This is a genomic window from Pseudodesulfovibrio sp. (assembly GCF_028692895.1).
Classification (GTDB): Bacteria; Desulfobacterota; Desulfovibrionia; order Desulfovibrionales; family Desulfovibrionaceae; genus Pseudodesulfovibrio.
In genome coordinates this window covers 73,478-84,818 of record NZ_JAQUWN010000007.1, presented here as the reverse complement: position 1 = coordinate 84,818, position 11,341 = coordinate 73,478, and the positions used below count along the sequence as shown (strand labels likewise).

The following is an 11,341-nucleotide window of genomic DNA, read 5'->3' as shown; positions in this document are numbered from 1 at the left end:
CAAACCTTTTGAAATCTAGAAAAGATCCATTGTCATTTTTTGATAGTTCACATTGAAGGTCTTCCATTCCAATTTCTTGCTGGCATAATGTACGAAGTTTTCCATGAAGACTTGCCAACTCATTTTTCTTTTCTTCGAACTCAATTTCACTATTGGCGGCAGTTGTTCCATACGTTACCGCCACCTCACTAACTTCATTACTTGCGAAGAGAGCACAGCCACCAAATTTATTCAATATACTTACGCCACCACTCATGACATCTTGATTGGAGTTTTTAACCAACGCCACCAACAGTGTCTCATGTGTCATTTCTACCAACGCGGTATATACTTCAATACGCTTTTTAAAAACAATTTGTAAAAGTTGCTGCTTATTCTTTTTAGCTTCGATGTATGCCGAGAGCCAAAATCCTGCCAATGTAAAAATGCCTGTAGCAAAAATCGGCAATAAGTCATCTAACATTTTTATCCTCCGCCTTAACTTGGCCTTGTCATCCGCCTTGTCCTGAAATCACGGCAAATTTCATAGAAAAAGGGCGAACCCTTGCGGGTTCGCCCTTTGGTATCAGGATGCGGATGTGATCTAGCAGGTGCCGGCGTTCTTGCCGCTGGTCTTGCAGTTGATCCGGGAGATGGCCCGGCGCAAGGCAGCCTGGTTGCGGGCTCCGTCGATCCTCTCCTTGGCCTTGGTCGCACGCTCTTCGGCGCGGGCCTTGGCTTTCGAGGCGCGGTCGGTGTCGATCTCCGTGGCCTTCTCGGCAACCTCGGCCAGGATGGTCACCTGGTCGTTGCTGACTTCGGCGAAGCCACCGGCGACGAACACATAGTACGCCTTGCCGTTTTGCTTGTAGTGGAGGTTGCCCACACCCAGAGCGGAAAGGAACGGGACGTGTTTCGGCAGCACGCCGAATTCGCCGAGGATGCCGGGGGCACCCACGTATTCCACTTCCTCGGAAAGCACTTTCCGATCAGGGGTGACAATCTCAAGCTTCAGAGTATTGGCCATGGGGTACCTCGCTTACTGCTTGGCTTTCTCGATGGCTTCCTCGATGCCGCCGCACATGTAGAATGCCTGCTCCGGCAGTTCGTCGTACTTGCCGTCCAGGATGTCGCGGAAGGCCTTAACGGTGTCCTCCGTCTTGACATACTTGCCGGCGACACCGGTGAAGACCTCGGCCACGTGGAACGGCTGCGACAGGAACCGCTGGATGCGACGGGCGCGGGCAACGGTCAGCTTGTCGTCATCGGACAGTTCGTCCATACCGAGAATGGCGATGATGTCCTGCAGGTCCTTGTACTTCTGGAGCACGGCCTGGACTTCGCGGGCAGTGGCGTAGTGCGTCGTGCCCAGCACGTCCGGGGACAGGATGCGCGAGGTGGAGTCCAACGGATCAACGGCGGGGTAGATGCCCAGCTCGGCGATCTGACGGGACAGAACCAGCGTACCATCAAGGTGCGAGAAGGTCGTGGCCGGCGCGGGGTCGGTCAAGTCATCGGCGGGCACGTAAACGGCCTGGACCGAAGTGATGGAACCCTTGTTGGTGGAGGTGATGCGCTCCTGCAGGCCGCCAAGGTCGGTGCCCAGGGTCGGCTGGTAGCCAACCGCGGAAGGCATCCGGCCAAGAAGGGCCGAAACCTCGGAACCCGCCTGGGTGAACCGGAAGATGTTGTCGATGAAGAGCAGCACGTCCTGGCCTTCCTCGTCGCGGAAGTATTCCGCGCAGGTCAGGGCGGTCAGGGCCACGCGGGCACGCGCTCCCGGAGGCTCGTTCATCTGGCCGTAAACCAACGCGGCTTTCTCCAGAACGCCGGCTTCCTTCATTTCGTGGTAAAGGTCGTTGCCCTCACGGGTACGCTCGCCAACACCCGCGAACACGGAGATGCCGCCGTGCTGCTTGGCGATGTTGTTGATCATCTCCATGAGAATAACGGTCTTGCCGACACCCGCGCCGCCGAACAGGCCCATCTTGCCGCCCTTGGGGAACGGGATGAGCAGGTCGACGACCTTGATGCCGGTTTCGAGCAGTTCCACCTTGGTGGACAGCTCGGTGAACTCCGGAGCCTCACGGTGAATGGGCAGCCGCTTTTCGCACGGGACTTCGCCCAGCTCGTCCACCGGCTTGCCGACGACGTTCATGATGCGGCCCAGGGAACCCTTGCCGACAGGAACGGTGATCGGGGACTCGGTGTCGGCCACGGCCATGCCGCGGACGAGACCTTCGGTGGCGTCCATGGCGATGGTGCGAACGACGTTGTTGCCCAGATGCTGCGCCACCTCGCAAACCAGCTCGGGAGCGTCAGCGTTGTTGGGGTTTTTAATCTCCAACGCGGACAGAATGAAGGGAAGATTCCCTTCCGGGAATTCGACGTCGACAACGGCGCCGATTACCTGAACGATTTTACCAATATTAGCCATTTTTCATAGCCCCCTTTTATCCTTTCAGCGCTTCCACGCCGCCGACGATGTCCATGAGATCGCCGGTGATCGCGGCCTGCCTTGTCTTGTTGTAGAGCAAGGTCAGAGTGTTCGTGAGCTCGTCGCACGCCTTGGTCGCGTTGTCCATGGCGGCCATGCGGGCGGCATGCTCGGAACAAGCCGTGTCGAGCAGCCCGCGATAAACCTGGACCTTGACGAAACGAGGCAGCAGTTCCGCGAGCAGGCCTTCGACGGACGGCTCGTAGACGTAGTCGCCGCTGCCGCCGGTCGCCTTTTCGGCCTTCTCGCCTTCCTCGCCCTGAGCAGCCATGGGCAGCACGGACAGGGAGACGGGAGGCTGCTTGGCCATGCTCTGGAACTCGCCGTAGACGACGTGAACCTCGTCGAGGTCACCCGCCACGTAACCGGCGATGAGCTCGTTGCCCACGCTGGCGGCCAGGGTGAAGTCGAACTTGCTCATGGCGTCGGGCTCGGCGCGCACGATTTCATAGTCCATCTTGCGGAAGGCGTCGCGCGCCTTCTTGCCGATGCACCAGAACTTGACCGTCTTGCCCTCGTCGGCCTTTTGCTTCGCAAGCTTACGGGCCGTGTTGATGATGTTCACATTGAACGCGCCGCACAGGCCGCGATCCGAAGTACAAACCATGATACCCACGGTCTTCACTTCGTCACGAACCTCCAGCAGCGGATGTACCGATTCGTCAGCACCGGCCGCCAAGTCGCCCAGCATCTCGTAAAACTTGTCCGCATACGGGCGGAAGCGCTCAATGCGCTCCTGCGCGTTGCGCAGTTTTGCCGAGGCCACCATGTTCATGGCCTTGGTGATCTGCTTGGTTTTCTTGACGCCAGTGATCTGATTCTGGACGTCTTTTAACGAAGCCATTCAACTTCCCCTTGGGTTAGGCGGTGAAGCCTTTCTTGAACTCTTCGATGGCGGCGCGGAGGTCGGCCTCAACGGCGTCGTCGATCTTCTGCTTCTCGGCGATGGCGCTGAGCACATTCGCCTTGGCGTTGTTCATGAACTCAAGGAACTCGGCTTCGAACTTGACCACGGCTTCGACCGGGACGTCATCGACGTAACCCTTGGTGCCGGCGAACAGGACGGAGACCTGCTCCTGAACGGTCAGCGGGCGGTACTGGGGCTGCTTGAGCAGCTCGACCATGCGCGCGCCGCGGTTCAGCTTGCCAAGGGTCGCCTTGTCGAGGTCGGAACCGAAGGAGGCGAAGGCCGCCAGCTCGCGGTACTGGGCCAGGTCGAGACGGAGCGTACCGGCGACCTGCTTCATGGCCTTGATCTGGGCGGAACCACCGACGCGGGAGACCGAGAGGCCGACGTTGATGGCCGGACGGACGCCGGACAGGAACAGGTTCGGCTCCAGGTAGATCTGGCCGTCGGTGATGGAGATGACGTTGGTCGGAATGAACGCGGACACGTCACCGGCCTGGGTTTCGATGATCGGCAGAGCGGTCATGGAACCGGCGCCCAGGGAGTCGTTGACCTTGCAGGCGCGCTCCAGCAGGCGGGAGTGCAGGTAGAAGACGTCGCCCGGGAAGGCCTCACGTCCCGGAGGACGGCGGAGCAGCAGGGACATTTCGCGGTAGGCCGTGGCCTGCTTGGAAAGGTCATCGTAAACGATCAGGGCGTGCTTGCCGTTGTCGCGGTAGAACTCGGCCATGGTCGCGCCGGTGTACGCGGCGATGAACTGCAGCGGGGCGGGCTCGGAGGCGGTGGCCGAAACGATGGTGGTGTATTCCATGGCGCCGTGCTGACGCAGGACGTCGGCGACCAGGGCGACGGACGCCTTCTTCTGGCCGATGGCGACGTAGAAGCAGTGCACGTCGGTGGTCTTCTGGGCGAGGATGGCGTCGACGCAGACGGCGGTCTTGCCGGTCTGGCGGTCGCCGATGACGAGCTCGCGCTGGCCGCGGCCGACCGGGGTCATGGCGTCGATGGCCTTCAGGCCGGTGTAGCAGGGCTCGTGAACGGACTTACGGGCGATGATGCCGGGGGCCTTGAGCTCGACCGGGCGGACTTCGGAGGCCTCAATGGGGCCCAGGCCGTCCAGCGGCTGTCCCAGAGGATCGACAACGCGGCCCATGACGGCGTCGCCGACGGGCACGGAGTAGATCTGGCCGGTACGCTTGACCGGGTCGCCTTCCTTGACGCCGGCGCAGGAGCCCAGGAGGGCGACACCGACGTTGTCTTCTTCAAGGTTGAGCACCATGCCCTTGACGCCGCCGGGAAACTCCAGCAGCTCCATGGCCATGACGTTCTCGACGCCGTGGACGCGCGCGATACCGTCACCGACGTAGAGGACGGTGCCGGTCTCGCTCATTTCAACACGAGATTCGTAATTCTGAATCTGGTCCTGAATGATTTTGCTGATTTCTTCTGCTTTGATCTGCATTGCCCTACTCACCCCTTTTAATATTTTCTTTCAAAATCTGCAGCTGAGCCTTGAGGCTGGCGTCCATAACCTTGTCGCCGACCTTGAGGACGATTCCTCCGAGGATGTCCTTGTCGGTGGCGAAAGACAGCTCCAGCTTTTTGCCGACCTGCTTTTCGAGGTTAGCCCGGATTGCAGATTTTCTTTCCTCACTCAACTCGCCCACCGTGATGAGCTCGCCAGAGATGACGCCCGACACGACGTCCATCATCGCCTTGTAATCGGAAGCAATGGCGGGAATCAGCTCGACCCGGCCCTTGTCGGCCAGCAGGTCGCAGAAGTTCTTCACCATCGCATCCACCGAAGCCTTCTCGACGAGCTTGCTGAGCACGGCCTTCTTCTCCTCGGCGGAGAAGGAGGGGTTCCGGAAGAACCCCGCGGCCTCGGGAGCGCCCTGGATGGAGTCGCTCAGCGCGATCAACTGCTCGCCGTACGCTTTCTGTTCCGCCTCGCCCTTGGCGGCGCCTATGGCGAAGAGAGCCTTGGCGTAGCGGCGGGAAACTACGTTACCGGTCAATTGAGCACCACCTTTGTTAAGTATTCATCCACGAGCTTGTCGTGGTCCGCAGCACTGAGCTTCTCGGCGACCACTTTCTCGGCGGCGGCCACGACCAGGTCGGCCATCTCGCCGCGGATGCGGTCGATGGCGGCCTGGGCCTCGTTGGAAGCGGTGCGCTTGGCCTGCTCGGTCAGCGCGTCGGCATCCTTCCTGGCCTTCTCGATGATGGCGGTCTTGATGGCCTCGCCCTGTTCCCTGGCCTGGGCAAGGATGGCTTCCTTCTCCTTGGCCATGTTGGCGATGCCGGACTCGACTTCCTTCAGCTTCTTCTCGGCCGCGGCCTGGCGGGACTGCAGGTCGTCCAGGTCCTTCTTGATGCCGTCACGGCGTCCCACGAAGAAGTCTTTGATCTTGGCGCCGCCGAACTTGTACAGCAGGAAGGCGAAGATCACGAAGTTGACCATGCGCAGGCCGTAGTTCTTCACGTTCTCGGCCGTGAAGACGGCGTGATGCGCGCCCTCGGGCTCGTTGGCGAAAGCGACGGTCGCGATCACCAGGCAGGCCAGAAGCGTCGTAAAAAACAGAGTTTTTTTCAAAATGAACCCTCCTTCCCTTGCCTAGGCCTGGCCCAGGATCTTGGCCGTGGCGGCCGCGGCGTACTTGTCGACGTCCTTGGCCAGTTGCGCCATGGCGGTCTCGACCTCGGCCTCGATCTCGGCCCGGGCGGACTGGATGGTGCCGGAAGCGGCCTCGCCCGCAACTGCGAGAATCTTGTGCTCCTCGGCGGTGCCCTCGTCCTTCATGGAAGAACGGATCCCATTGGCTTCCTTGCGCGCTTCGGCGAGCTGTGCCTCATAGTCGGCGACCTTCTTCTCGGCCGTGCTGTTGAAGCCCTCGATCTTGCCCATCTGGTCGGCCATCAAGTCCTTGCGTTTCTTGATGATCTCCCGGATCGGCTTGATCAGCAGCACATTCAGCACGAAGACCGTGACGATGAAATTCGCCGCTTGGATAAAAAGTGTTCCGTCAGGTATAACCATACCAAATGCCCCCAAGAGGTTGTGAATTTATGCGCAAAGTCACTGCCAATTACGCAATTTCCGAGCCTGTGTCAAAGGCTTTTTGCCTTCGGCCAGGCTCTCGGAACGTTATTCGGCGACCCTGCGCGCCACTAGTCGGAGTCCGTCTTGGACGACTCTTTGGACGCGGTCTCCAGACTGCCCATCAGCAGTTGCCCCTCAAGCACCGCGCCCTCTTCGACAACCAGGACCGGAGTCCTGATGTTTCCCTGTAGATTGGCCGTCTTGTGCAGCACGACCTTGCTCTTTGCCTCCACCTCGCCCTGGATGTTGCCGGAAAGCACGAGCTGGCCGACCTTGATCTGGCCCTCCACCACGGCCTCCTGGCCGACCACCAGCGTCCCATCCGAGACGACCTCGCCCTGGAAATTGCCGTCGATGCGCACCGCGCCCTGGAAATGCAATTTTCCCTGGTAGTTGGTCCCAGCGCCCAAAAACGCGTTGATCTCGTCTCTAGCCATGAAAGCGCTCCTCAAGACTCCGGTTTACGACCCAGGCCAGGAACCCTTTCCGACAGCGCTTGTTACTGTTTGAACAAGAACCTGCGCATGGAGACGTTGAGCACCAGGCCGACGAGGCAGAAATTGACCAGGGTGGCGCTGCCCCCGTAGCTGATGAACGGGAGCGGGATGCCCACCACCGGCATCAGCCCGAGGACCATACCTGTATTTATGAGGATTTGCCAGAAGAAATAGAAGAACACGCCAGCGGCGAGGTAGCTGCCGAACAGGCCGCGCGCGTCACGCGCGATGACCACCATCTGGTAAAGGAACAGGCAGAACAGGCTGAGCAGGACCATGGTCCCCACAAACCCCCATTCCTCCCCGAACACGGCCACGGCGAAGTCCGTGTGCCGCTCCGGCAGGAACCGGAGCTGGGACTGGGTGCCCTCCAGGAAGCCCTTGCCCCAGAACCCGCCCGAGCCGATGGCTATCTCGGACTGGATGATGTGGTAGCCCGCGCCCAGCGGGTCGGTGGTGGGGTCCAGGAAGGTCATGATCCGTTTCTTCTGGTAGTCGTGCAGGAAGAACCAGGAGAGCGGCAGCAGGCAGGGGATGGCGAAGAGCGCGGTCTTGAACACGCGCGGGGTCACGCCCCGGTAGAGGATCATTCCGCCCAGGATCATGATGACCGAAAGGCCCGAGCCCAGGTCGGGCTGCCTGATGATGGGCGCGGCCAGGATCAGCCCCACGCCGAGCGTATAGCCGAGCCGCAGGAAATCAAGCGGTTCCCGCTCGCGGGAGAGGATGCGCGCCCCCACGATGAGCACGGCGATCTTGGCCAGCTCCGAGGGCTGGAAGTTCATGAACCCGAGGTCCAGCCAGCGCCGCGCGCCGTAGATGGTCTTGCCCATTACGAAGACGCCGAGCAGCAGGGCCACGGTGACCCAGAAAAGCGGCCAGGCCAGGGTCTTGAGGTGGCGGTAGTCGAAGAACATGAAGACCAGCATGCCGAACATGCCCATCAGGCCCCACAGCAACTGCTTGTGAAAAAACGGCGCAATGCTCATCCCCTCCTCCAGGCGGGAGCCGCTGGCGGAGTAGAGATTGAGCACCCCGAGCAGGAAGAGGATCACGGCCACGGCCAGGAGCGGCCAGTTGATGTAGAAGAGCAGTCGGCGATCAATGGGCATCGGCGTTGGTCCTCGCATGTTTCAGGGAAAGCTGGCGCACGGCCCTGGCCTTGGCCTTCTGGGCCTCTGGCTTCTGGCGGATCTTGCCCGTGAAGAGGTAGTCGATGATCGCCTTGACCACCGGGCCCGCGCCGCTGCCGCCGTGCAGGCCGTGCTCCACCAGCACGGCGATGGCGAACTTGCGGCCGTCCTTCTCGGCGGTGGCGGCCATCCAGGCGTGGTCGCGGAAGCGGTAGGGAATCTCGTCGTCCTTGAGCCCCTTGAGTTCGTCGGAAAGGCGGACCACCTGGGCCGTGCCGGTCTTGCCGCCCACGGTCACCCCCTTGGTGCGGATGCGCCGGCAGGTGCCGTGGTCGCCCTCGACGGTCTGGACCAGGGCCTCGTGCAGCCGGGCGATCTGCTCGGGCGTGAGGGGGATGTCGCCCTGGACCACGGTCTTCTCGTCCTTGAGCAGCAAGGGCTTGAGCAGCTTGCCACCGTTGAGGATGGCCCCGAAGAAGCGGGCCACCTGGAGCGGGGTGACCAGGGTGTAGCCCTGGCCGATGGCCATGTTCAGGTTGTCGCCGCCCTGCCAGGGCTCGCCGAACCGCTTGCGCTTCCATTCCCTGGTGGGGATGTTCCCGGCCTTTTCATGAGGCAGGATGATCCCGGTGGGTTCGCCGAAGCCGCAGGCCTTGGCGAACTCGCTCATGCGGTCCACGGTCAGCTTCTTGCCCGCCTTGTAGAAATAGACGTCGCAGGACTCCACCAGGGCGCGCTCCAGGTCCACCTTGCCGTGGCCGCCCTTGCGCCAGCAGCGGAAGACGTGCCGCCCGAGCTTGATCTGCCCGAGGCAGTTGACCGTCTCGCGCGGGTCGATGGCGCCGTAGTGCAGCCCGGCCCCGGCCACCACGTGCTTGAAGACCGAGCCCGGCGGGTACACGGACTGGATGACCCGGTTCTGCATGGGGTGGAGCGGGTCGTCGCGCAGCAGGGCCCATTGGTCCGGCGTCAGGCCCGAGGAAAAGTCGTTGGAGTCGTAGGACGGCGCGGTGGCCAGGGCCCATATCTGGCCGGTTTCGGCGTCCATGACCACGGCCGCGCCCGCCTCCTCGTCCAGCCAGTCCATGGCCAGTTGCTGGAGCTCCAGGTCGATGGAGAGAGAGATTTCGTGCCCGGCCCGTGGGTGCTTGAGCACCCGCTCCTTGAGGCGCCGGCCGTTGACGTCCACCTCGAACTGGGTCAGCCCCTTGACCCCGCGCATTCGGTCCTCCAGGACCAGTTCAAGGCCCTGCTTGCCCACATAGTCGCCCAGGTCCAGTTCCTTGCGCTGCTCCAGGTCCGACTCGTCCGCCTCGGCCACGTAGCCCAGGACGTGGGCCAGGAGCTTGCCGTAGCGGTACTTGCGGCGCGGCCGGACCTGGATTTCCAGGCCGGGCCAGCGGAAGCGGTTGGCGTCGATGATGGCCACCTGGCCGAAGGTCAGGTCCGGGACCAGGATGAGCGGCTCGAAGGGCTTCACCCGCTTGCGGGTCTTGCCGTAGAGGCGCTTGAGGTCGTCGAAGTTGCGGCCGGTCCACAGGGAGACCTGGCGCAGGGTGGCGTCCACGTCCGGGCAGTCCTCGCGCACCAGGCCCAGGGCGTAGGCGGGCTCGTTCACGGCCAGGAGGTCGCCGTTGCGGTCGCGAATCAGGCCGCGCGGCGAGAAGACGGGCTCCTGTCGAAGCTGGTTCTCCTTGGCCTTGAGGGCGTATTCCTCGCCCCGGTGGATCTGCAGGTACCAGAGACGGATGGCGAACAGGCAGAACAGCCCCAGGATGAGCGCCTGAAGGAGGATCAGCCCGCTTCTGGGGGGCTGCTGGTCGCCGTTGTCATAAAGGTTTGGCATCCTGCCTGAGCCCCTTGGGGAAGAGTTTGTCCGCCGCCAGCCAGATCACCGGGAAGGTCGCGGCCTGGAGCGCGCCCTCCACCAGGGAGGTCTCCATGGGCACGGCCAGGTTGCCCAGGGAGGCCAGGAAATAGATGAGCAACGGGTGGAGCACGCCGAGCCCGATGCCGAGCAGGCACACGAAGAGCAGCGACCGGGCCTCGAACAGCCACCGCCCCATGATGTAGAACACGGCCAGGAGCCCGTACCAGGCCACGCCGTAGCCGAACGGCAGGTTGCCCATGCCCTCCAGCAGCAGGACCCAGATCACGGCCAGCCAGACCGTGCGCGCCCCGCCCTGCTCCTGCATGGACAGGACGATGCCCGGCGCCAGGAAATCCACGCCGGGCACGAACCGCTGGGCCCATACGCCGATCAGGGTATACGCGCCCCACCAGAGGATCGCGGTGACGTTACTCCCCGGATACACGGTCCTTGGCCTCCCCGTCGACGGGCGCGTCCCTGCCCTCCTCCGGGCCCGCGCCGACCGCGCGGTCGAGCAGGAGGACCTCCTCCACCCCGGCCACGTCCACCAGGGGCTCGGCCTCCACGGTGAGGAAGAGCGAGATGTCCGAGCGCTGGACCTTGGTCACGCGGGCCACGGGCAGCCCCTTGGGATAGAGGCCGGAGAGGCCCGAGGAGAGCAGCAGCTCGCCCGAGTCGATGAGCGCGTTCAGGTTGACGAAGCGCAGGATCAGCGGCTGGCCGTAGCCCTGCCCGGAGAGCATTCCGGGCGAGCGGTTCTCGTCGCCGATGACCGCGATGCGGCTGTTTGCGTCGGTGAGCAGCAGGACCGACGCGGTGGTGGCCCCGGTCTCGAGCACGCGGCCGACCACGCCTTCCGGCATGACCACGGGCATATCGGGCCGGACCCCGGACGCGCTGCCCCGGTCCACCGTGAGGGTGGCCAGGACTCCGGCCGGGCCCATGCGCTGGGCGATGACCCGCGCGCCGCTGAAATTCCACTGTTCCGGGGCCCTGAACCCGAGCAGGCTCTCCAGCCGCCCGGCCGATCGGGCCCGTGCGCTCATGAGCATGTTCTCGCGCCGGAGCCGGTCCGCCTCCTCGTGCAGGTCGTCGTTCCGCTGCTTGAGCGCCACAAGGTAGATGTAGCGCTCCCAGAAGCCGACCACCTGGTCCGAGACCCACAGACCCGGCCGGAGGATGAAGCCCGAGATGTCCAGGCCGGTATAGCTGGACAGGGCGTCCAGGTGCCCGGTGCGCAGGTTCCAGGTGTAGATGGACAGGTAGAGGAACAGGCCGGCCACCACCGCGATGGCGATCTTCTGCGGCCTTCTCACGCCCGACCGCCCGCCGCGCGCCGTGTGCGCGGCCACGAC

At 62.8% G+C, this 11,341-nt stretch carries 13 protein-coding genes; all 13 read right to left on the bottom strand.

Going from position 1 to position 11,341, the window contains the following annotated elements; translation table 11 throughout:
- On the bottom strand, positions 1-463 hold a 463-nt coding region (locus PHP91_RS03355), incomplete at its 3' end, for a hypothetical protein (protein WP_300136844.1).
- Positions 464-583: 120 nt separating this feature from the next.
- Positions 584-1,006, bottom strand: coding sequence for a F0F1 ATP synthase subunit epsilon (locus tag PHP91_RS03350; RefSeq protein ID WP_300136841.1), 423 nt, complete (start codon positions 1,004-1,006; stop codon positions 584-586).
- A 12-nt stretch (positions 1,007-1,018) separates the two neighbouring features.
- Positions 1,019-2,416: a F0F1 ATP synthase subunit beta gene (gene atpD, locus PHP91_RS03345; RefSeq protein WP_300136838.1), complete on the bottom strand. Its 1,398-nt coding sequence runs from the start codon at positions 2,414-2,416 to the stop codon at positions 1,019-1,021.
- Between the two features lie 16 nt (positions 2,417-2,432).
- A complete protein-coding gene (locus tag PHP91_RS03340; RefSeq protein WP_300136835.1) occupies positions 2,433-3,320 on the bottom strand; it encodes a F0F1 ATP synthase subunit gamma in 888 nt (295 codons plus the stop codon).
- 16 nt (positions 3,321-3,336) lie between these two features.
- Positions 3,337-4,845: a F0F1 ATP synthase subunit alpha gene (atpA, locus tag PHP91_RS03335; protein WP_300136833.1), complete on the bottom strand. Its 1,509-nt coding sequence runs from the start codon at positions 4,843-4,845 to the stop codon at positions 3,337-3,339.
- A 4-nt stretch (positions 4,846-4,849) separates the two neighbouring features.
- Positions 4,850-5,401, bottom strand: coding sequence for an ATP synthase F1 subunit delta (gene atpH / locus PHP91_RS03330; RefSeq protein WP_300136830.1), 552 nt, complete (start codon positions 5,399-5,401; stop codon positions 4,850-4,852).
- Positions 5,398-5,979: a F0F1 ATP synthase subunit B gene (gene atpF / locus PHP91_RS03325; protein ID WP_300136827.1), complete on the bottom strand. Its 582-nt coding sequence runs from the start codon at positions 5,977-5,979 to the stop codon at positions 5,398-5,400. The genes atpH and atpF overlap by 4 nt, the downstream gene beginning before the upstream one ends.
- Before the next feature lie 21 nt (positions 5,980-6,000).
- Positions 6,001-6,423, bottom strand: a complete 423-nt coding sequence (locus PHP91_RS03320; protein WP_300136824.1) for an ATP synthase F0 subunit B — start codon at positions 6,421-6,423, stop codon at positions 6,001-6,003.
- Positions 6,424-6,554: 131 nt separating this feature from the next.
- Positions 6,555-6,923 carry a polymer-forming cytoskeletal protein gene (locus PHP91_RS03315; protein ID WP_300136821.1) on the bottom strand — a complete coding sequence of 123 codons (369 nt, stop codon included), beginning with the start codon at positions 6,921-6,923 and terminating at the stop codon, positions 6,555-6,557.
- 62 nt (positions 6,924-6,985) lie between these two features.
- Positions 6,986-8,095 (bottom strand): rod shape-determining protein RodA, encoded by a 1,110-nt coding sequence (rodA, locus tag PHP91_RS03310; protein WP_300136818.1) that lies wholly within the window; start codon positions 8,093-8,095, stop codon positions 6,986-6,988.
- On the bottom strand, positions 8,085-9,962 hold the full coding sequence (mrdA, locus tag PHP91_RS03305; protein ID WP_300136815.1) for a penicillin-binding protein 2: 1,878 nt from the start codon (positions 9,960-9,962) through the stop codon (positions 8,085-8,087). Before mrdA ends, rodA begins: the two co-directional genes overlap by 11 nt.
- Positions 9,946-10,431 (bottom strand): hypothetical protein, encoded by a 486-nt coding sequence (locus tag PHP91_RS03300; protein WP_300136812.1) that lies wholly within the window; start codon positions 10,429-10,431, stop codon positions 9,946-9,948. The genes mrdA and PHP91_RS03300 overlap by 17 nt, the downstream gene beginning before the upstream one ends.
- Positions 10,415-11,302, bottom strand: coding sequence for a rod shape-determining protein MreC (gene mreC / locus PHP91_RS03295; protein ID WP_300136809.1), 888 nt, complete (start codon positions 11,300-11,302; stop codon positions 10,415-10,417). The genes PHP91_RS03300 and mreC overlap by 17 nt, the downstream gene beginning before the upstream one ends.
- Positions 11,303-11,341 lie beyond the last annotated feature (39 nt).

Coding starts and splice junctions, on each gene's coding strand:
- atpD (WP_300136838.1), bottom strand. CDS start 2,416: ATGGCTAATATTGGTAAAATCGTTCAGGTAATCGGCGCCGTTGTCGAC.
- atpA (WP_300136833.1), bottom strand. CDS start 4,845: ATGCAGATCAAAGCAGAAGAAATCAGCAAAATCATTCAGGACCAGATT.
- PHP91_RS03320 (WP_300136824.1), bottom strand. CDS start 6,423: ATGGTTATACCTGACGGAACACTTTTTATCCAAGCGGCGAATTTCATC.
- PHP91_RS03340 (WP_300136835.1), bottom strand. CDS start 3,320: ATGGCTTCGTTAAAAGACGTCCAGAATCAGATCACTGGCGTCAAGAAA.
- PHP91_RS03315 (WP_300136821.1), bottom strand. CDS start 6,923: ATGGCTAGAGACGAGATCAACGCGTTTTTGGGCGCTGGGACCAACTAC.
- mrdA (WP_300136815.1), bottom strand. CDS start 9,962: ATGCCAAACCTTTATGACAACGGCGACCAGCAGCCCCCCAGAAGCGGG.
- rodA (WP_300136818.1), bottom strand. CDS start 8,095: ATGCCCATTGATCGCCGACTGCTCTTCTACATCAACTGGCCGCTCCTG.
- PHP91_RS03350 (WP_300136841.1), bottom strand. CDS start 1,006: ATGGCCAATACTCTGAAGCTTGAGATTGTCACCCCTGATCGGAAAGTG.